We start from the raw sequence: 20,517 nt of genomic DNA, 5'->3' as shown, positions 1-20,517 counted from the left end.
CGAAGCCAGGAGCCGAATTTGCACGCCAATCCGTTTCTTCTCGCCCCCGGCGCCCGCTCCGCCACGCCCAACCTGGCCCCGCACGACTGCTTTGCGGCGCCCGCTGCCGTCGGGCAGCCAGGCCTGCCAGGCTACGACGAACCTGCGCACGATTACCTGTTCGGGCCGGCTTGGCTGCCAGACGGCCGCGTGCGGTTCCGGCTGTGGGCTCCGGACGCAGCCGAGCAAGGCCAGGCGGTACGGCTGGAGATCGCCGGGCTCGGTCCGGTGCACATGGCGGCCGGCGCCAACGGCTGGTTCGAGGCCATCGTTGCGTGCAGCAAGGGGGCACGCTACTGGTTCCGGCTTGACGACGGCACCACCGTGCCCGACCCGGCCTCGCGCTGCCAGGCCGACGATGTGCACGGGCCCAGCATCGTGCCCGCGCCCGACGCCGCCGGCGCCTTTGCGTGGGCCTGTCCGGACTGGCGCGGGCGCCCCTGGCATGAAGCCATCGTCTATGAGTTGCACGTGGGCCTGTGCGGCGGCTTTGCCGGCACGGCGCAGCAGCTGCCGCGGCTGGCGGCGCTGGGCTTCACCGCGGTCGAGCTGATGCCAGTGGCGGAATTCCCCGGCGCGCGCAACTGGGGCTATGACGGCGTGCTGCCGTTTGCGCCCGAGTCCGCCTACGGCACCCCGGATGAACTGCGCGCGCTGGTGGACCGCGCCCACCAGCTCGGCATGATGGTGCTGCTGGACGTGGTCTACAACCACTTCGGGCCCGAGGGCAACTACCTGCACCGCTACGCCAGCGCGTTCTTCCGCGCAGACCGGCAGACCCCGTGGGGGCCGGCCATCGATTTCCGCCGGCCGCAGGTGCGGCGCTTCTTCACCGAGAACGCGCGCTACTGGCTGGAGCAGTTCCGCTTCGACGGCCTGCGCCTGGACGCCGTGCACGCGATCGAGGACGAAGGCTGGCTGGCGGCGCTGCCCGGCGAGCTGCGCACCACGCTGGCCGAAGGCGACGGCGCCAGCCGCCATCTGCACCTGGTGCTGGAAAACGACAACAACGATGCCGAACTGCTGGCCAAGGGCTACGACGCACAATGGAACGATGACGCCCACCATGCCCTGCACGTGCTGCTGACCGGCGAGGGCGACGGCTACTACTGCGACTACACCCGCTGCGCCGATGAGGGCGAGGATGCGCCTGCGGGGCGCGGCGAGCCCGCGCTGCGCCACCTTGCGCGCGTGCTGGGCGAAGGCTTTGCCTACCAGGGCGAGTTGTCGGCGCACCGCTCTGCCGCCGCGCCGGGCGTGCCGTCAAGCGCGGACAGCGTGCGCCGCGGCCAGCCCAGCGCGCACCTGCCGCCCACGGCCTTCGTCTGCTTCCTGCAGAACCACGACCAGACCGGCAACCGCGCACTGGGCGACCGGCTGGCCGGCCTGGCGGACCGCAATGCGCTGCGCGCAGCGGTGGCGCTGCAGCTGCTGTGCCCGCAGGTGCCGCTGGTGTTCATGGGCGAGGAAACCGGCACGCAGCGGCCCTTCCTCTACTTCACCAGCCACCCGCCCGAACTGGCGCAGGCCGTGCGCGACGGCCGGCGCCGCGAGCTTGCGGCTTCCGCGGCATTCCGCGACGATGCGCGCGCCGCGGCCATCCCCGACCCCAACGACCCGGCCACCTTCGAGGCGTCGCGCCCCGAGCTGGAAGACGACGGCGACTGGACCCCGTACTACCACGAGCTGCTCGCGGTGCGCCGCCGTGAACTGCTGGACCGGCTGGCCGGCTGCCAGTCGGCCGGTGTCGATATCCTGGGGCCGGCCGCGCTGTGCGCACGCTGGCGGCTGATGGACGGCATGGAGCTGAGCCTGTGGCTGAACCTGGGCAGCGAAGCCGTGCCATGCATGCGGCCATGCCACGACATGAGCGCGGCGCTGCATGAAAGCCTGCCCGGCGCCGCGGCCGAGCTGTCCGCCGGCATGCTGCCGCCGCTGGCCTGCGTCGCCACCATGTGCGAGCCCGCAGCGGCGCGCGTCAGATAATGCCCGCCGGCTTGCCGGAATCCCTGCCAGGCGGTCATGGCGATGGCGGCGACCATGACCTGCCCCGCGCCACCGCCCGGCTGCAGCTGCACCCGGGCTTCACCTTTGCCGATGCCGCCGCCGTGGTCGACTACTACGCCGCGCTCGGCGTCAGCCACCTGTACCTGTCGCCAGTGTGCGGCGCGCGCCCGGGCTCCAGCCACGGCTACGATGTCACCGACTTCACCCGCGTGCGCGACGAGCTGGGCGGCGAGCCCGGCCTGAAGGCGCTGGCCGGGCGCGCCCGCGCCGCCGGCCTCGGCCTGGTGCTGGACATCGTGCCCAACCACATGGCAGCCGACCCCACCCACAACCACTGGTGGCGCGACGTGCTGACCCACGGACGCGCCAGCCGCTGCGCCGCCAGCTTCGACATCGACTGGACCCCGCGCGACCCCGCCCTGCATGGCAAGGTCCTGCTGCCGATGCTGGGCCAGTCCTACTGGGACACGCTGGTGGCGGGCGAGCTGCAATGGGTGCCTGCAAGCGCCGGCGATGCCGCCTACCTGCGCTACTTCGAGCACTCGCTGCCGCTGGCGCCGGGCAGCGTGGATGCCGCCGCCGCAACCCAGCCCGGCTGGTACGACCCCACGCAGGCCGAAGGCCGCACCCGGCTGCACGCACTGCTGGAGCGCCAGCACTACCGGCTGGCCTGGTGGCGCACCGCCGCCGCGGCACTGAACTGGCGGCGCTTTTTCGAGATCAGCGATCTCGTCGGCGTGCGCGAGGAAGACCCGCAGGTATTCGACGCCGTCCACGCGCTGGTCTTCCGCCTGCTGCGCGAAGGCTGGATCGACGGCGTGCGTGTCGATCATGTCGACGGCCTGGCCGATCCTGCCGGCTACTGCCGCCGGCTGCGCGCCGAACTGGACCGGCACGCCGCCGCGCGCCCGCCGTTGCTGCGCCTGGCGCACCCGTGGCTGGTGGTCGAAAAGATCCTGGGCCCGCGCGAACGGCTGGCGCCGGACTGGCAGGTGGATGGCACCACGGGCTACGACTTCATGGACGACGTTGCCGCCGTGCTGCACGACGGCAACGGCGAGGCGCCGCTGGGCGCACTGTGGACGTCGGCCAGCGGCGATGCGCGCCCGTATGCCGCCCATATCGCGGCGGCACGGCGCCAGGTGCTGGAGCGTCACCTGGTGACCGAGTACGAAGGCGCCGCCGCCTGCCTGCACGACTGCGCGAAGCAGGAGCCCGGCACGCGCGACCTGACACGTGCGGCGCTGCGGCGCGCGCTGGCCGCGCTGATGGCGGCGGTGCCCGTCTACCGCAGCTACTTTGACGCGAAACCCGGCGCGCGCGACGCCTCGGCCGCACAGGCCGACCACGCCATGCTGGACCAGGCCATGCAGGCGGCGCGCCCCGAGCTCGCCCCGGACGAGGCCGTGGCACTGGCCTTTATCGGCGGCTGCCTGCGCACGCCAGCCCCGCCCGACAGCGAAACCGGCGTGCTGCGCCGCCGCCTGCAGCAACTGATGCCCGCCCTGGCAGCCAAGGCCGGCGAAGACACAGCGTTCTACCGCTACGGGCGGCTGCTGTCGCGCAACGAGGTGGGCAGCGACCCCGGCACGCTGGCGCTGCCGCCGGCGCAGTTCCACGCGCGCATGGCGGCGCGGCGCATGGCCTGTCCTCATGCCATGCTGGCCACTGCGACCCACGACCACAAGCGCGGCGAGGACACACGCATGCGCCTGGCCGTGCTGAGCGAGATGCCCGACGCCTGGGCGGATGCCGTGGCGGCATGGGAACGCGCCTGCGCACCGCTGCTGTCGACGCTGCCGCAGGCCCCGGACCCCGGCGACCGCCTGATGCTGTACCAGACCCTGGTCGGCGCGTGGCCGATGGAGGACATCGGCAAGCCTGCAGGCGGCAACACCGTCGAGGCCTTCCTGGAGCGCGTGTCCGCGTGGCAGCTCAAGGCCATCCGCGAAGCCAAGCGCCACGGCAACTGGACCTGCCCCGACGCAGCCTACGAAGCCGCGTGCGAGGGCTTACTGCGCGCCATCGCGGCGGACTGGCCATTGGGTGTGCTGGCGCATATCGGCCAGTTTGCGCAGCACATTGCCGTGGCCGGCGCCGTCAACAGCCTGGCACAGGTGCTGGTCCAGCTGACCGCACCAGGCATCCCCGACCGCTACCAGGGATGCGAAGGCTGGGACCTGAGCCTGGTGGACCCCGACAACCGGCGCCCGCCCGATTTTGCGCAACTGCGCGCGCGCCTGGGCTGCAGCGCCGGCTGGGCCCACTGGCTGGCGCACTGGCGCGACGGGCGCATCAAGCAGCAGCTGATACGCCAGGTGCTGGCAGTACGCCACGCCCATCCCCGGCTCTTTGCCGACGGGCAATACAGCATGCTGGCGGCGCAAGGCGCGCTGGTGCCGCAGGTGCTGGCCTTTGCCCGCACCGCGGATGCGCACCAGGCCATCACCGTGGTGACGCGGCTGGCGGCCACGCAGGTCGACCCGACCATGCCGCGCATCCCGCCCGCGGGCTGGGGCGACACCACCCTGAACGTGAGTGCGCCGCAGCCGAGCCGCTGGACCGATGCGCTGACCGGCCATGTGCTGGACGCACCCATGGGCCGGCTGCGCCTGCGCGAGGTGCTGGGCGGCTTGCCGGTGGCGCTGCTGTTGCGCCAGCCGTAAGCGGCCCCGGGGCAGCGCGAACGCTCGCGGCCTCAGGACTTCTGCACCGCCGTGTGCAACACGATCGGCGTCAGCGGGCCGTGGTGATGGCGTGGCGTGCCATGCGGCACCGCCTGGCCGTGCTGCGGCGGCTGCGCGCCGTCGTGCGGCCCACGCCTTGCCTGGCCGGGCGAAGCGCCGCGTTCCTGCGGCAGGTAGGGCCGGATCACGACGGCAACGTAATCGTCCTCCTTGGGCGTGACGACGATATACGCCAGGCCCGACATCACCAGGCCGACCTCACCCAGCTCGGTCGCGATGCGCGCCACGATAAAGCGCTGCAGCAGCAGCGGGTTGACGCTGTCGTCAATCGCAAGCGCGGCCGTGCAGATGGTCAGGAAGCAGCGCTCGACCTCGCGGCACACCACCACCACCTCATCGATGGCGTAGCCCGAGCGGCTGGCGCGCACCAGCACCGACACCCCCGAGCTGGGCGCGGCGCGGTGCCAGCCCGGCTTGACCTTGAAGCTGGGCAGGGCCAGGCCGGAGCCGGTGTCGTGGGCCACGGTATTGAAGCGCTGGGCGAAGTCCGTGGGCGTCATCGCAAGCAGCTGGCGCTCCACCGGCGCCGAAGACACCGAGACGGACGAGGCCAGGACGACGGTGGACAGGATGCTGGCTAGGTTCATGACTACCTCGCAACGGATGAGCCGCTCCCCCCGGCTGCGCTGTCGGGCCCGGCGGCACGCGGCGCACAGGGGGCCGCCGCGGCATGGGGCCGGCGTTGCGGGCTGTGCTCGCCGGCACTTGCCGCTCGCCAGTTTTTGCCAGCATTTCCTCCACTATAGACACGACGGCACGCAATCACACGACGGCGCAAGCATCGCGCCGGTCATGCCGCGGCGGGCGCTGGCAGGCCGCACATGCAGTTTCTGCCGCGGCTGTAAAAACTACGCCGTGTGCGCCGAACCGGCAGCGTCGCAAGCCGCACAGGACCCAGCCCCGCACCGGCGGCGCCGGCGCCGGCGCCAGGAACGGAGCTTGCAGGTCCAAGGCAGATGCGGTGCAGGAATCGCCCTGCCCGCTGCCAAGTACAGGAGGATCGTCATGACACCACGCTTCCGCATCGCCCGCCTGGCGCTGCCTCTGGCGGTGCTGGCGATGGCCGCCTCCCAGGCCGTTGCGGCCGCCCCGACCGATGCGCCGGCGGCGCCGTCTTCAACCGGCCGCACGGCCGCGCCGCGCGACACAGCAGCCGCCAGCGACCGCGCCATCACTGCCGAAGTCCAGGCCCGCCTGGCCAACGCGCGCACGCTGGACCCCGCCAGGATCCGCGTATCCACCACTGACGGCGTGGTCAAACTGGAAGGCACCGTGCGCGACGATAAACAGCGTACGATGGCAATGGAACTGGCTCGTTCGGTGCGCGGCGTGAGCGCCGTATCCGACGAGCTGCGCGCCGGCACCGACTGACCGGCAGCGCCATGCCAACCTCCGTGGAGACGCCATGAGCACCCATCGCCAGCCCGACCATGACACCACGCGACGCCGCAGCGAGCGTCCCGACCCGCACAAGGGCGGCCCCGACACCGAACATGAACGGGGCAAGCCCGGGCGCGACCGCCGCCACGATGTCGAGCGCGAGCATGACATCCCGGACGAGAACACCGAGCCGCCTTCAGTCAGGCGCCGCGGCGACAGGCCCGATGACAGCGAAGCGCCAGTGGAGAACCACTGAATCCGCCGAGCCAACCGAACAGGAGGCACGATGAGCAAGACCGTACGTACCCACCGTATCGGCCCACGCCACGGTGACCGCGTGGGCGGCACCGCGCCCGCGCCGCGCGAAGGCGCGCAGGCTTCCGCCGGCCGCCGTTCGCGCGAGAACACCGCGTCCGGTGCCGCGCGCGCCGACGCGGGCCATATCCCGAGCACGCTCGACCCCGATCTCGAACAGGAAACCGACGATATCGATGAAGAAATCGAGCAACGCGAGAATGAGGCCCACACCGCGCAGGATGAGGAAAGCCCGGAGGAAGAGATCGCCGATGAAGTGATGCATGCCGCCGAAGACCTGCCGGCCGAAGTGCCGGTCGACAAGGCCGACCACACCGATGAGCGCGAGGAACGCCCACCCCGCGCACCGCGTTAGCTAGCGCCCGGCAAGGACGTATCCGTGCGGCAAGACGAACGGGGCCCCGGTGCGCCCGGAACCCCCGTCTTGATCCGGCCGGGACGCTCATCAAAGCTACCACTATGTCGTACTGAGGTCTCCACCGTCATACTGCGGCGCTGCGGGCACCTCAAAGCGAGCCAGCAGCGGCAGGTGGTCGGAGGCCACGCGCGCCAGCGGCGAACGGTGGCTGGCCACCGACACCAGGTGCGCGCGCGGCGACACCCAGATGCGATCGAGGGCAAACACCGGCCAGCGCGACGGGAAGGTGGCGGTGTGCGGCGTATGCTCGAAATACGCATGCAGCCAGCGCAACGGCCGGCCCCACAGGAACCATTCATTGACGTCACCGAGCAGGATGGTCGGCAACGGCGGCGCGGCGGCCACGTAGTTGAGCAACTGCTGCACCTGGCGCCGGCGCTCACCGGGGCGCAGGCCCAGGTGGGTGGCAATCACGCGCAGCGCGCTCTCCCAGCCCGACGCCGTGCAAGCCAGCGTGACATCGATGGCACCGCGCGGCTCGCAGCCCTTCACCGTCAGGTCGATCTGGTTCACCGCCTGCGGCGCAAAGCGCGCCAGCAGCGCATTGCCATAGTCGGCATTGCCGCGCACGCGCGTAAATCCAGAGACCACGTGCATGCCGGTATGGCCGGCCAGGTATTCCAGGGTATGGTCGTTGCTGCTGCCGGATTCCACTTCCTGCAGCGCGACGATATCGGCGTCCAGTTCCTCCAGCACCGCTGCGATGCGGTCAGGCCGATAGCGGCGGTCCGTGCCCACGGCGCGGTGGATGTTGTAACTGACCACCGTCATGCTGGCGATGCCGGCCGCGTCCGCCGCGCAGTGCAGCCCTGCCCGTGCGCTGGCGACCGCAGGCGTGTCGCCAGGGTCACGCGCCTGGGCAGGATTTACAAGAGACGGTAAGTCCGGTTGCATTCGCATGGCCGGCAGCGCTGGCCGCTAGGCTCAGGCGCCATCCAGGAACTCGTTCGGCTTGCCGATGCGGCGGCCCAGGTCGGGGGTTTCCCAACGTGCGCCCTCCATGTATGGATCCGGGGTGCGCTGCATGGTCGTGCCAGGCACGCCAGGCTGCGCCGGCACGGTCGAAGGCTGGGCCTCTGGCGCGGGTGCCAGGTCGGTCCGGGTGGGTGCGTTGGCACCCTGGCTGTACGGGTCGAACTTGTCAGTGCTGCGCGCGCCTTGCGAATACGGGTCATAGGTGCCGCGCGGCGTGCCTGGCGCCTGCGCCAGGGCGGGGATTGCGGCAGCGGCCAGGGCCACCGCTGCAAGAAGTCGGCTGGGGTGGATATGCTTCATGGTTACCTCCGTTTGCACGCGATGTGCGCGCCAGTAGCCATGGTCAAGCGAAAGACGTGCCCGTACGCCCTTCGCCGCCCCGATTCATGCGCCACTCACCCTTACGCGATGCCCACTTTCCCGGCCTCGGCATTGCCCCGCGCCAGCACCGGCACCAGTGCCGCGCCGGTATGGCTGGCCGCGTTGCGCGACAAGGCCTCCGGATCGGCCGCGCCGACGATGGCGCCGCCGCCCGCGCCGCCTTCGGGGCCAAGGTCGATGATCCAGTCGGCCTCGGCAATCACGTCGAGGTCATGCTCGATCACCACCACGCTGTGCCCGCCGTCCGTGAGCCGGTGCAGCACGCGGATCAGGCGCGCCACGTCGGCCATGTGCAGGCCCACGGTGGGCTCGTCCAGCACGTACAGCGTATGCGGCGCCTTCTGGCCGCGGCGCGTGATGTCGTCGCGCACCTTGCTCAGTTCAGTCACCAGCTTGATGCGCTGCGCCTCGCCGCCGGACAGTGTTGGCGACGGCTGGCCCAGCGTCAGGTAGCCCAGGCCCACGTCCTTCATCAGTTGCAGCGGATGGGCGATGTTCGACATGGCCGAGAAGAACTCCACCGCCTCGTCGATCTCCATCGTCAGCACGTCGCCGATATTCTTGCCGCGCCAGGTGACCGCCAGGGTCTCGGGGTTGAAGCGCTGGCCGTGGCAGACATCGCACGGCACCTTCACGTCCGGCAGGAAGCTCATGCCGATGGTGCGCACGCCCTGCCCTTCGCATGCCGGGCAGCGCCCGTCGCCGGTATTGAACGAGAAACGCGACGCCGTGTAGCCGCGCGCGCGCGCTTCCAGCGTATCGGCAAAGAGCCTGCGAATGGTGTCCCACACGCCGATATAGGTGGCCGGGCATGAGCGCGGCGTCTTGCCGATCGGGGTCTGGTCCACCTCCAGCACGCGGTCGATCGATTCCCAGCCGGTGACGGCGTCGCAGCCATGCCAGTTGTGCTCGACCTTGAGCGGCTTCCTGGTACTTGACTTGGCTGCCTTGGCCTCATCCTTCGCAGCATTGCGCGCGCGCCGGGTCGCCGGCGACGACAGCACCGAGCGGCCCACCGCGTCGAGCAGGTTGGTCATCAGCACATCGCGCGCCAGCGTGGACTTGCCCGAACCGGACACGCCGGTAATGGCCACCAGCCGCGACAGCGGAATGCGCGCCGTCACCTTGCGCAGGTTATGCAGCGACGCGCCGTGCACGGTCAGCCATTCCGGCGGATCGGCGGGCTTGCCCGCGGCACCGGGCTTCACCTTGCGCCTGGCCTGCAGCGGATGGATGATCGGGTGCGCCAGGAACTGCCCGGTGGTGGAGTCCGGCGCCGCCGACAGGTCGGCCACGCCGCCCTGCGCCACCAGCGTGCCGCCGCGCTTGCCCGCACCGGGGCCGATATCGATGATGTGGTCGGCACGGCGGATGGTGTCTTCATCATGCTCGACCACCACCAGCGTATTGCCCTTGTCGCCGAGCTTGCGCAGCGCGTCCAGCAGGATCTGGTTGTCGCGCGGATGCAGGCCGATGGTGGGCTCGTCCAGCACGTAGCAGACGCCCTGCAGGTTGCTGCCCAGCTGCGCGGCCAGGCGGATGCGCTGGGCCTCGCCGCCAGACAGGCTGGGCGCGGCACGGTCCAGGCTCAGGTAGCCCAGCCCCACTTCCTCCAGGAACTGCAGGCGGCTGCCGATCTCGCTGATGACATCGCGGGCGATCTCGGCATCACGCCCCGTGAGGTGCAGGCCGTCGACCCAGCGGCGGGTATCGGACACGGTCCACTGCGCCACGTCGACGATGGCGTTCTCGTCGAAGGTCACCGCGCGCGCGACCAGGTTCAGGCGCGTGCCGTGGCAGTCCGGGCACGGCGTGTCGACCACGCCTTCGGGCTCCTGCTCTTCCGACGGCAGGCTCTGCTCGCGGCCGCGGTTGTCTTCCACCAGCACGGTATCGTCGAACGCCGCGCGCTGCTCGCGCGTCAGTGCCAGCCCGGTGCCCACGCAGGTGGTGCACCAGCCGTGCTTGCTGTTGTACGAGAACATGCGCGGATCCAGCTCAGGGTAGCTGGTGCCGCACACCGGGCAGGCGCGCTTGGTCGAGAACACCTTGATCTCACCCACATGCGCGGTGCCGCCGTTGTGCATGGCGTGGTGCAGGCCGTCCAGCGGCGCCAGCAGGTGCATCACGCCCTTGCCGGCCTCAAGCGTCTGCGCCAGCAGCGCGCGCAGCTCGGCCTCGTTCTCGGCCGACACCACCAGGTCGCCTACCGGCAGCTCGATGGTGTGCTCGCGGAAGCGGTCCAGCCGCGGCCACGGGTCGACCGGCAGGAATTCGCCATCGACACGCAGGTGCGTATTGCCGCGCGCCTTGGCCCACTTGGCCAGGTCGGTATAGACCCCCTTGCGGTTGACCACCAGCGGCGCCAGCAGTCCCACGTGCTGGCCGCGATGGTCGCGCAGCAGCTGGGCGGCGATGGACTCCGGGCTCTGCGAGGTCACCGGCGCGCCGTCATGCACGCAATGCTGGATGCCCAGCTTGACATACAGCAGGCGCAGGAAGTGCCAGACCTCGGAGGTGGTCGCCACCGTGCTCTTGCGGCCGCCGCGCGACAGGCGTTGCTCGATCGCCACCGTGGGTGGGATGCCGTAGACCGCATCCACCTCGGGCCGGCCCGCCGGCTGCACGATGGAACGCGCATAGGCATTGAGCGACTCCAGGTAGCGGCGCTGGCCTTCGTGGAACAGGATGTCGAAGGCCAGCGTCGACTTGCCCGATCCGGACACACCGGTGACCACGTTGAACTTGCCGTGCGGAATATCGACGTTGAGCGCCTTCAGGTTGTGCTCATGCGCATTGACGATGCGCACCACGTCCTCGCCCTCGACCTCGCGGCGCGCGCGCCGTGCCTGCAGCGCGGCCTGCAGCGGCACGCCTTCGATCTCGGCGCGCTCGGCGGCAAGCGTGCCGGCTTCGCCGAGCGCCGCGTCATAGTGGATCAGCGCCTGGCCGGTATGCGATTCGGCGCAGCGCTTCACGTCTTCCGGGGTGCCGGTGCAGACCACGCGCCCGCCGGCATCGCCGCCCTCGGGGCCAAGGTCGACCAGCCAGTCCGCGGCGCGGATCACGTCCAGGTTGTGCTCGATCACGATCAGCGAATGGCCACCGTCCAGCAGCTTGCCGAAGGCGCGCATCAGCTTGGCGATATCGTCGAAGTGCAGGCCCGTGGTCGGCTCGTCGAACATGAACAGCCGGCGCGGGATGGCGCTGGGCCGGGTCCGCGACGGCGTGGCCTGCGCCGCTTCGGCAAGGAAGCCGGCCAGCTTCAGGCGCTGCGCCTCGCCGCCCGACAGCGTCGGCACCGGCTGGCCCAGCTTCATGTATTCCAGGCCGACATCGACGATGGGCTGCAGCACGCGCAGCACCGCGGGGTCGGCGGCAAAGCAGGCGGCCGCTTCGCTGACGGTCAGCTCCAGCACGTCGGCAATGCTCAGCAAGCGCGGCGGCTGGCCGGGCGCGGCACGCTCGATCTTCACTTCCAGCACTTCGGGGCGATAGCGGGTGCCGTCGCAGTCCGGGCAGCGCAGGTAGACATCGCTCAGGAACTGCATCTCGACATGCTCGAAGCCCGAGCCGCCGCAGGTCGGGCAACGCCCGTCGCCCGAGTTGAAGCTGAAGGTGCCCGCGGTGTAGCTGCGCTGCAGCGCCATCGGCGCCTTGGCGAAGATCTTGCGGATCTCGTCGAACGCGCCCACGTAGCTGGCCGGGTTGGAACGCGCGGTCTTGCCGATCGGCGACTGGTCGACAAAGACCACATCGTCGACCAGGTCCGCGCCGGTCAGCTTGCGGAACGCGCCCGGCGACTCGGTGGCCTTGCCGAAGTGCCGCGCCATGGCCGGATGCAGCACGTCCTGCAGCAGCGTGGACTTGCCCGAACCCGACACGCCGGTCACGCACACCAGCCGCTGCAGCGGGATCTCTACCGTGACGTCCTGCAGATTGTGCTCGGTGGCGCCTGCCAGCACGATGCGCGGCAGCGTGGCATCCACCGGCCGGCGCTGCCAGTGCGAGGCATCGGCCACGCGGCGGCGCCCGCCCAGGTATTCGCCGGTCAGCGTGCCGGCATTGCGGATATCGGCCGGCGTGCCGTCGAAGATGATATTGCCACCACGCTCGCCGGGGCCTGGGCCCATGTCGATCAGGCGGTCGGCAGCCAGCATCACGGACGGATCATGCTCCACCACCACCAGCGTGTTGCCCGCATCGCGCAGCCGGTGCATGGCCTCGACAATGCGGTTCAGGTCGCGCGGGTGCAGGCCGATGCTGGGCTCGTCCAGCACGAACAAGGTGTTGACCAGCGAGGTGCCCAGCGCCGTGGTCAGGTTGATGCGCTGCACCTCGCCGCCGGACAGCGTGCGGCTCTGGCGGTCCAGCGTCAGGTAGCCCAAACCCACGTCGCACAGGTATTTCAGGCGCGTGCGCACCTCGGCCAGCAGCAGCTTGAGGGCATCGTCCAGCATCGCGCTGGGCAGGGTCAGCTCGTCGAAGAAACGGCGGATGCGCTCGATCGGCAGCAGCATCAGGTCATGCACGGTCAGGCCGGGCAGCGCCTCCAGCCGGATGCGGTCCCAGTCCACCCCGCGCGGCAGGAAGCGGCGCGGTGGCGCCAGCACGGCGTCGGCATTGTCCTTCGAGCCCAGGCGCCACAGCAGCGACTCGGTCTTCAGGCGTGCGCCGCCGCAGGTTTCGCACGGCGTGTAGCTGCGGTACTTCGACAGCAGCACGCGGATGTGCATCTTGTAGGCCTTCGACTCCAGGTAGTTGAAGAACCGCATCACGCCGTACCAGTGCTTGTTCCACTGGCCGGTCCAGTCCGGCGAGCCATGGATGACCCAGTGGCGCTCGGCCTCGGTCATCTCCGCCCAGGGGGTGTCGCGCGGAATGCCGGCCTTGCCGGCGTAGCGCATCAGGTCGTCCTGGCACTCCTTCCAGGCCGGGGTCTGCATCGGCTTGATCGCGCCCCCGCGCAGCGTCTTGCGCGCGTCGGGGATCACCAGGCCAAGATCGACACCGATCACGCGGCCGAAGCCGCGGCAGGTCTCGCAGGCGCCGTAGGCGGAGTTGAACGAGAACAGCGCCGGCTGCGGGTCCGCATAGCGCAGGTCGCTGTCCGGGCTGTGCAGGCCGGTGGAAAAGCGCCATACGGGGCCCTCGTCGCCGTCAGCCAGCACATAGATGTTGACGCGGCCGCCGCCGCGCTTGAGCGAAGCTTCGATCGCCTCCACCACGCGCACCTTCTCGGCATTGCCGATGCGGAAGCGGTCCGCCACCACATCGAGCAGCTTGCGTGCGCCGGTGGGCGACTGCACCACGCGCTGCGCCTGCACGCGCGTATAGCCGCTGACGGACAGCCACTGCTGGACCTCCTCATCCGTGGCGGACTCGGGCAGCTCGACCGGAAAGGTCACCACGAGCCGCGCATCGTGATGCGGCTGGCCCTCGGCCGTGCGCGCCAGCAGCTCGGCGTAGATGGTTTCGGGCGAGTCATGGCGCACCGGCAGCGCGGTCTGCTTGTCGAACAGCTCCGCCGCGCGCGCGTAGAGCAGTTTCAGGTGGTCGTTCAGCTCCGTCATCGTGCCCACCGTCGAACGCGAGCTGCGCACCGGGTTGGTCTGGTCGATGGCGATGGCAGGCGGCACCCCGTCCACGCGCTCCACCTGGGGCCGGTCCATCCGGTCAAGGAACTGGCGGGCGTAGGCGCTGAAGGTCTCGACGTAGCGGCGCTGGCCTTCGGCATAGAGCGTGTCGAACACCAGGCTGGACTTGCCCGAGCCGGACGGCCCGGTCACCACGGTCATCTCGCCGGGGCGCAGGTCGAGATCGACATTCTTGAGGTTGTGCTGGCGGGCGCCGCGAATGCGGATTAGCTGCTTGCTCGACACGATTTCTCTTTTCGAATCAGGACGTTAAGGAGGTGACGGGAAGCTGCCCGACCACTGTACATCCATACAGTCTATCAGGTTGGAAAAGAATTGGTATCGATCACCTCGCCCGGAATCAGACAAGTGACGGTGCGGCGCGAGAGGCGAGCGGTTTTCATGGACGTTCGCGCCAGGCCAATGCCTGACTTTCGCTGCATTGCTATTTATCGATTACCGATATACGATATGATCCAGTCATTCAGATGTTCGGACACGGCTGAACTGTTCGCGGGCCGCTGTGTACCACGCTTCGGCAATATCCGCGCCGTGGCCGAACGCAAGCTGCGGCTGCTGCAGAGAGCGTCGACGCTGGAGTTCCTGCGCTCCCCACCGGGCAATCGCCTGCAGTTGCTGACGGGCGACCGCAAAGGCCGCTACAGCATCCGCATCAACGAACAGTGGCGAATCTGCTTCATCTGGACCCACGACGGCCCCGCGGCCGTTGAGATCATCGACTATCACTGAGGAAGACAGACATGGTTCGCTTCAAGGACGGCATGCGTCCCATCCACCCGGGCGAAATCCTGCGTGAGGATTTCCTGGTACCGCTCAACATGAGCGCCAACGCCCTGGCCCTCGCGCTGCGCGTGACCGCGGCGCGCATCAACGACATCGTCCGCGAGCAACGTGGCATCACGCCGGACACCGCCCTGCGCCTGGCGCGCTATTTTGGCGGCGATGCGCAGTCGTGGCTGAACCTGCAGCTGGACTATGACCTGAAGGTCGCGCAGCGCGACCACGGCGAGCGCATCACCGCGGAAGTGGCGCCGCGCAATGCCGCGGCGGCCGGTCAGCCGGCCGCTGAAAAGTAGAAACCGGTATTGCCGGGGCGACGCTGCCCACGCCGCCCCGGGGCCATCCCCCTATCGCATCAGCGTTTCCGCCAGCGCCCGGAAAGCACGGAACGTGATCGGATTGTTGGCCGCGTTGCCGGCCACGGGGTGCGACGCGTATCGCACGATGGTCAGCTCGGCCTTAGGGTCGATATAGATGCGCTGGCCATGGATGCCGGCGGCCTGGAACATGCCGTGGCTGTCGTGCGAGACCCACCACATGTCGCGATAGCTCCAGCCCGGCAGCACCGGCGCGCTGGCCGACCTGGCAAACTGGTCCCGGTCGCCGCCGCTGCGGATATCCGCCACGACCGAGGCCGGAATGATCTGCTTGCCGTTGAAACGCCCGTTGCCGCGGATGGTCTCGCCAAAGCGCGCGAGGTCGCGCAGCGTGGTGTTCAGCCCGCCGCCGCCCGACTCCGTGCCGATGCTGTCCACGGTGAAGTACGCATCCTGCTCCGCGCCCATCGGTTGCCAGATCCGCTCCGAGAGCAGCCTGGCCAGCGACTGGCCCGAGGCCCTGCGCACGATCCACGCCAGCACCTCGGCATTGACCGTCTTGTAGGCAAACACCGCATTGTGGTCGCCTTCCTTCTGCAGGGTCTTCAGGAAGTCGTAGAACGTCCCCGGGCCGCTGTAGCCCGCCGGGCGGGCCAGCATGCCGCCCGCACGCGCGTAGTCCCACACCTCTGCCTTGGGATTGGCATAGTCCTCGGAGTAGCGCACGCCGATGGTCATGTCCATGACCTGCCGCACCGTGGCGTCGCCATAGGCCGTGCCAGCCAGTTCGGGCAGGTAGCGCGTCACCGGTGCCGCCGGGTCGAGCTTGCCGTCGGCCGCGAGCATCGCGGCCAGCGTGCCGACGAATGACTTTGTGACCGACATGGCGATATGGGGCGTATGCCCGTCAAGCGCGCCGAAATAGCGCTCATAGATGACCTTGCCCTTGTGCATCACCAGGATGCCGTCGGTGTAGGTCAGCGCCAGCATCTCGTCGAAGGTGCGGCGGCTGCCGTCCGCATCGGTGAACTGCACCGAGCTGATATCCCGTTCCGCACGCGGCAGCGCGCTGGCCGGGCCGGCGCCGCGCCAGACGGACGCGGTCGGCACCAGTTCCCGGACATGCGAGAACAGCCAGCGATTGCGCGGAAACCTGTCGGCGCCCGGCGTATGCGTGATCAGCTTGTCCGGCGGCGGCGGGAAGCCCTGCATCCAGCCCAGGCGGTTCGGGTCGCTGTCCAGCGCGGCGACCAGGGTCGGCGCCGCGGCTGCCGGGGCGGCCGCACTCCCGGCGGTGCTGCCGGTGCTCTGGCTCCAGGCCGGCAGACTGGCCGCGCACAGCGCCATGCATGCCAGGCGGCGCCAGGGGCGCGAGGATTCCGGATAGGTCTTCAATGACATGCTGTCTCCTTGCCTTGTCTTGTTTGAGGGATTGCCGCCCGCGGGGCTAGCCCGCCTGCGCATCCGCGCCCTGCTGGTGCTCGATCAAGGCCGCGGTCAGCTTGTCGATGCAGCGGTCCAGCGTCTGCACCTCCGCTTCCGTCAGCACGGAAAGGAACATCTTCTCCAGCATGTCGCCGCGCTGGTACGTCCGTGCGACCAGTGCTTCGCCCGCCGCGGTCAGGTAAAGGTTCAACTGCCTGGCGTCGGCCTCGCCGACTTCACGGCGCAGCAGGCCCCGCTTTGCCAGCGCGGTGACCAGCTTGGAAGTCACCGTTTTCTCCAGCAACACCAGTTCGATCAGGCGCGTCAGCGTCAGGCCCGGCTCCAGCCCGGCAAAACGCAGCACACGCAACTCCCGCAGGCCGATGCCGAACTCGCGCTCGTAAAAGCCGGAGGCGGAACTCTTGGTCATTTCGCAAAGGCGGTTCAGGCGAAACGACATGAATTCCAGGATGGAATCGGTGGTGCTGGCAGTGTTGGACATGGGAACGGGTGATCAGGCGGCCAATAGATTCTATGAGCAATAGTTTCCACGAGCAACTAACCAAGGGTAAGTACGGTTCTTCGCGCGATCGCCGGGCATAAGAAAAGGCCCGCCCCAGGATTCCTGGCAGCGGGCCGGTCCAGGCAGCGCGGCGGCTGCCTGCAGCGCTCAAGCGCGATCAGTCGAGCAGGTGCCCCATGCGCGTGCGCTTGGTAGCCAGGTACTTCTCGTTCTCGGCGTTGGACGGCACGATGTGGCGCAACTGCTCGGTGACCGTGATGCCGGCCTTCTCGAGCGCTGCGGCCTTGAGCGGATTGTTGCTCATCAGGCGCACGGACTTGACGCCCCACTGGTGCAGCAGGTCGGCGGCGAAGGCGTAGTTGCGTGCGTCGATCGCCTGGCCCAGGGCCAGGTTGGCGTCGACCGTGTCGAGCCCGCCGTCTTGCAGGCGATAGGCGCGGATCTTCTCGGCCAGGCCAATGCCGCGGCCTTCATGCCCGCGCAGGTACAGCAGGATGCCGCGGCCTTCGGCGGCAATCTTTTCCATGGCGAGCTCGAGCTGCGGACCGCAGTCGCACCGGCAGGAACCGAAGACGTCGCCGGTCAGGCATTCGGAATGCATGCGGATCAGGACGCCATCGCCCGTCACATCGCCCACGCTGAGCGCCAGGTGTTCAATGCCTGAATCGGCGCCCTTGAAGGCGTGCGCCGTAAAGTCGCCGAATCGCGTCGGCAGGCGCGCCGAGTCGATCAGCTCAATTTCTGTGTCATTCATACCGGAATTCTTGGTCAAAAGGCGGGGGCGCGGCCCGGCACCGCCGACATTATGAGCGGAATTGCACCTTCGCGCTCGGATTCCCCGCCGTGGCGGGGCGGGACGGCCGTCGGCGAAGTCCTACAGCAGTACGCGCAATCCCCTTATGCAGCCGCTTCAAGCGGGTCGGTAGACTCGGTTTACAGCACATCGCCGGAGCCGTTCCAGGCGACAAAAAGCGCAGCGCGCATCACCTGACGGCGGCCCTCGGCCCCAGCAGGAGCAGGCCATGACCGGTAATCCCTTGAACGCTGAGCAAGCCAGTACCAAGATCGCAGCACTGTTCGACACCAGGTCGGCAGCCAACGACGCCGCCGAACGGGTCTGCCATGAGGCCCATCTCCGGCGCAGGCAGGTGCGGCTGGTGCATCCATACGAAGCGCACTTCGGCCGCAAGCTGGAGCCCGAGAACGACGCCATCGCGCGCACCGCGGTGCGCTCGCACCTGATGATGGGTACGCTGGGCGCGGTGATCGGGCTGGCCATTGTCGGCATCCTGCACCGGCAGGGAGTCGAGGCCGTCATGGACAGCCCGGGATTCGCAGTCGGGGCGGCCCTCTTCCTGGGCATGGTGTTCGGCATGCTGCTGGCGGGGCTGGTGACCGCACGACCGGACCATCAACTGGTGATAACGCCGGTGCGTGAGGCCGTGCAGCATGGCCGCTGGGCGCTACTGGTACATCCGACCACGCCGCAGCAATGCAACGAGGCTATGCGCGCGCTGCGCAATACCACCGCCGAGGTGCTCAGGACGGCCTGACAAGCTGCTCAGGGCTCGACCGAAGGCTCGCGCTTGAGCGTGCGCAGCACAAAGGTCGAGCGGCTGTGGCGCAGGCCAGGCAGCTTGTAGAGCTTGTGCCGCAGGAACTCCTCATAGCCCAGGGTCCCCGCCACCGCGACCTTGATCAGGTAGTCATATTCGCCGGTCAGCAAGTGCGCCTCCATCACTTCAGGCAGTTCCGCCAGCGCCTTGCCGAAGCGGTACAGCATGTCGTCGTCGTGCCGCTCGAGCGTAACCTCGATCAGCACGGTATCGGGCAAGCCCAGCGCCTTCTGGTTCAGCAGCGCGGCGTAGCCTTCGATCACCCCGCTTTCTTCCAGCGCGCGCACGCGGTTCCAGCAGGGCGTGGCCGACAAGCCGACTTGCTCGGCCAGCTTCGCATTGGACAAGCGGCCATCGCGCCGCAGTTCACGCAGGATGCGCCGGTCGGTGTCGTCTAGTTTGGGCGACTGTGCCATCACAATAGCTCACAAAAAAGAATCATCTTTAAATTCTGCCATAAAAGGATAGTTATTCTCCAATACAATCCATAGTGGAGAAAATAGAGAAGCCAATTTTGCGCAGCGGCTGGTAAATTTACTTTATCGAACGACCTGCCGGAAACGACACATGCCAGCCGCCACCCTCCCCACCCTGCGCCTCTCGCTGCGACTCGAAACCACCGACCCGTTCGGCACCATGGAATGGGTGCTGGCCAATGCGCGCCGTACCGGCCTGGCGCCGGCGCAACTCAGCTTCGACGCCGCCCGGCAGGCCGTGCTGCATGCCACCCTGACGGCGGAGAATGCCGGCCTGCTGTGGCTGTTCCTGCGCCGCCTCGACAATGGTTTCGACGTGGAACTGCTGTTTGCCGACGTGGATGACCCGGACAGCGACGCCGTGGCCGAGCCGGCGCCGCGCGCCGCCATGCGCCGCACTGACAGTGAGCCGGCCCTGGCCCTGTCCGCGTGAACCGCGCCTAAGCAGCCTGCGGCAGCAACTCGATCCCATCGAGCTGCGCCGCGCACGTATCGCGCACGATCGAGACAAAGTCCGCCACGTAGGGCCTGCGCGCCATCGCCGCCGGCACCGTGGCATAGAGCTCGCTCCACAAGCCTCTGGCACCGATGCGCTTGGCCAGCACGTAGTCGTGGTCGACGTAGTTCTTCACCCCCCAGTTGGGCAGCGCCGCCACGCCGCGGCGGCTGGCTACCAGCTGCAGCACCGCTACCGTCAGTTCCGCCGTGCGCCGTTCCAGGTGGATGCCCGCGGGCTCCAGCACCTCGCGGATCAGGTCGATGCGCTGCTCTGGCACCGGATAAGTAATCAGCGTTTCGCCGGCCAGGTCCCCGGCTTCGATGCGGCGCTTGTTGCGCAGCCGGTGTTCATTGGCGATCACCGCCAGGATCTCGAAGCGGAACAGCGGCGCCACCTCCAGCCCGCGTCGGGCCGCCGGCTGCGAGCCGATCACCATGTCGGCGCGGCCGTCGCTGAGCAGCGCGATCGGGTCGGCGTGGAAGCCCGCCACCAGGTCCACCTCCACCTCCGGCCAGCGGCGGCGGAACTCATCCATCACCGGCATCAGCCAGTCAAAGCAGGTATGGCATTCCAGCACCACGCGCAGCTCGCCGCGGGTGTCGCCCTTGAGCCGTTCGATATCGCGGTCGGCCGCGCTGACCGCGGCCAGCACCTCGCGCGCCAGCGCCAGCAGGCGTTCGCCCGCCGGCGTGAAGCGCAGCCCCTGGCGCGTGCGGTCGAACAGCGGCAGGCCGTAGTGCGATTCGATCGCCTTGATCTGGTGCGACAGCGCTGACTGGCTGACATGCACGCGCTCGGCCGCGGTGGCCAGCTTGCCGGACTCGGCAATCGCCACCAGCGAGCGCAAATGGCGGACTTCGATCATGCGGCGCCCCCAACCTGTTGCCCGTCTATCTTGATATGAAACTCATTCATATGTTGTTTAAAACTTGTCGCTTGATTCATTTTACGGGCAAACCGAC

The 20,517-nt window shown here is 68.8% G+C and carries 18 protein-coding genes; 9 read left to right on the top strand and 9 right to left on the bottom strand.

Going from position 1 to position 20,517, the window contains the following annotated elements; translation table 11 throughout:
* Window positions 1–18 precede the first annotated feature (18 nt).
* Complete coding sequence (treZ, locus tag AC3WVS_RS00450; protein ID WP_492316888.1) at window positions 19–2,025, top strand: malto-oligosyltrehalose trehalohydrolase; 2,007 nt, start codon at window positions 19–21, stop codon at window positions 2,023–2,025.
* Entirely contained in the window at window positions 2,025–4,712 is a 2,688-nt protein-coding gene (treY, locus tag AC3WVS_RS00445) for a malto-oligosyltrehalose synthase (RefSeq protein ID WP_492316887.1), read from the top strand. The genes treZ and treY overlap by 1 nt, the downstream gene beginning before the upstream one ends.
* 32 nt (window positions 4,713–4,744) lie before the next feature.
* On the opposite strand, the gene AC3WVS_RS00440 is transcribed toward treY, so the two are convergent.
* On the bottom strand, window positions 4,745–5,380 hold the full coding sequence (locus AC3WVS_RS00440) for a malto-oligosyltrehalose synthase (protein WP_492316886.1): 636 nt from the start codon (window positions 5,378–5,380) through the stop codon (window positions 4,745–4,747).
* Window positions 5,381–5,798: 418 nt separating this feature from the next.
* On the opposite strand from AC3WVS_RS00440, the gene AC3WVS_RS00435 reads away from it, so the two are divergent.
* From AC3WVS_RS00435 to AC3WVS_RS00425, 3 genes are read left to right on the top strand one after another with little or no spacing between them, the layout of a single operon-like run.
* Window positions 5,799–6,164: a BON domain-containing protein gene (locus AC3WVS_RS00435; RefSeq protein ID WP_010814552.1), complete on the top strand. Its 366-nt coding sequence runs from the start codon at window positions 5,799–5,801 to the stop codon at window positions 6,162–6,164.
* 34 nt (window positions 6,165–6,198) lie between these two features.
* Window positions 6,199–6,429, top strand: coding sequence for a hypothetical protein (locus AC3WVS_RS00430; RefSeq protein ID WP_010814553.1), 231 nt, complete (start codon window positions 6,199–6,201; stop codon window positions 6,427–6,429).
* Window positions 6,430–6,459: 30 nt separating this feature from the next.
* Window positions 6,460–6,843: a hypothetical protein gene (locus AC3WVS_RS00425; RefSeq protein WP_010814554.1), complete on the top strand. Its 384-nt coding sequence runs from the start codon at window positions 6,460–6,462 to the stop codon at window positions 6,841–6,843.
* 102 nt (window positions 6,844–6,945) lie between these two features.
* Here the strand turns inward: AC3WVS_RS00425 and AC3WVS_RS00420 are convergent, their stop codons facing one another.
* The 3 genes from AC3WVS_RS00420 to uvrA form a co-directional block, all read right to left on the bottom strand.
* A complete protein-coding gene (locus AC3WVS_RS00420) occupies window positions 6,946–7,806 on the bottom strand; it encodes an endonuclease/exonuclease/phosphatase family protein (RefSeq protein WP_492316885.1) in 861 nt (286 codons plus the stop codon).
* Between the two features lie 24 nt (window positions 7,807–7,830).
* Window positions 7,831–8,181: an endonuclease gene (locus AC3WVS_RS00415; RefSeq protein WP_492316884.1), complete on the bottom strand. Its 351-nt coding sequence runs from the start codon at window positions 8,179–8,181 to the stop codon at window positions 7,831–7,833.
* 101 nt (window positions 8,182–8,282) lie between these two features.
* Entirely contained in the window at window positions 8,283–14,144 is a 5,862-nt protein-coding gene (gene uvrA, locus AC3WVS_RS00410; RefSeq protein ID WP_492316883.1) for an excinuclease ABC subunit UvrA, read from the bottom strand.
* A 225-nt stretch (window positions 14,145–14,369) separates the two neighbouring features.
* On the opposite strand from uvrA, the gene AC3WVS_RS00405 reads away from it, so the two are divergent.
* A complete protein-coding gene (locus tag AC3WVS_RS00405) occupies window positions 14,370–14,648 on the top strand; it encodes a type II toxin-antitoxin system RelE/ParE family toxin (protein ID WP_035815279.1) in 279 nt (92 codons plus the stop codon).
* An 11-nt stretch (window positions 14,649–14,659) separates the two neighbouring features.
* Complete coding sequence (locus tag AC3WVS_RS00400; protein ID WP_492316882.1) at window positions 14,660–14,995, top strand: HigA family addiction module antitoxin; 336 nt, start codon at window positions 14,660–14,662, stop codon at window positions 14,993–14,995.
* Between the two features lie 51 nt (window positions 14,996–15,046).
* On the opposite strand, the gene AC3WVS_RS00395 is transcribed toward AC3WVS_RS00400, so the two are convergent.
* The 3 genes from AC3WVS_RS00395 to ribA form a co-directional block, all read right to left on the bottom strand.
* A complete protein-coding gene (locus AC3WVS_RS00395; protein WP_492316881.1) occupies window positions 15,047–16,417 on the bottom strand; it encodes a serine hydrolase domain-containing protein in 1,371 nt (456 codons plus the stop codon).
* 46 nt (window positions 16,418–16,463) lie between these two features.
* The gene (locus tag AC3WVS_RS00390; protein ID WP_010814561.1) at window positions 16,464–16,943 is read right to left on the bottom strand and encodes a MarR family winged helix-turn-helix transcriptional regulator; all 480 of its coding nucleotides are present in this window, start codon (window positions 16,941–16,943) and stop codon (window positions 16,464–16,466) included.
* Window positions 16,944–17,121: 178 nt separating this feature from the next.
* The gene (ribA, locus tag AC3WVS_RS00385) at window positions 17,122–17,718 is read right to left on the bottom strand and encodes a GTP cyclohydrolase II (RefSeq protein ID WP_010814562.1); all 597 of its coding nucleotides are present in this window, start codon (window positions 17,716–17,718) and stop codon (window positions 17,122–17,124) included.
* A gap of 268 nt (window positions 17,719–17,986) precedes the next feature.
* Between ribA and AC3WVS_RS00380 the strand changes: the two genes are divergently transcribed.
* Window positions 17,987–18,517 carry a riboflavin biosynthesis protein RibA gene (locus tag AC3WVS_RS00380; RefSeq protein WP_492316880.1) on the top strand — a complete coding sequence of 177 codons (531 nt, stop codon included), beginning with the start codon at window positions 17,987–17,989 and terminating at the stop codon, window positions 18,515–18,517.
* 8 nt (window positions 18,518–18,525) lie between these two features.
* Here the strand turns inward: AC3WVS_RS00380 and AC3WVS_RS00375 are convergent, their stop codons facing one another.
* The gene (locus tag AC3WVS_RS00375; RefSeq protein WP_492316879.1) at window positions 18,526–18,996 is read right to left on the bottom strand and encodes an Lrp/AsnC family transcriptional regulator; all 471 of its coding nucleotides are present in this window, start codon (window positions 18,994–18,996) and stop codon (window positions 18,526–18,528) included.
* Between the two features lie 151 nt (window positions 18,997–19,147).
* Here AC3WVS_RS00375 and AC3WVS_RS00370 point away from each other — a divergent pair, with 151 nt between their 5' ends.
* On the top strand, window positions 19,148–19,489 hold the full coding sequence (locus AC3WVS_RS00370) for an AsnC family transcriptional regulator (protein ID WP_492316878.1): 342 nt from the start codon (window positions 19,148–19,150) through the stop codon (window positions 19,487–19,489).
* Between the two features lie 7 nt (window positions 19,490–19,496).
* Here the strand turns inward: AC3WVS_RS00370 and AC3WVS_RS00365 are convergent, their stop codons facing one another.
* A complete protein-coding gene (locus AC3WVS_RS00365) occupies window positions 19,497–20,420 on the bottom strand; it encodes a LysR family transcriptional regulator (protein WP_010814566.1) in 924 nt (307 codons plus the stop codon).
* Window positions 20,421–20,517 lie beyond the last annotated feature (97 nt).

The organism is Cupriavidus sp. CPT47-8839-RL05A (assembly GCF_058792255.1).
The sequence above is the reverse complement of the archived record's forward strand: the minus strand, read 5'-3'. Positions and strand labels throughout refer to the sequence as shown.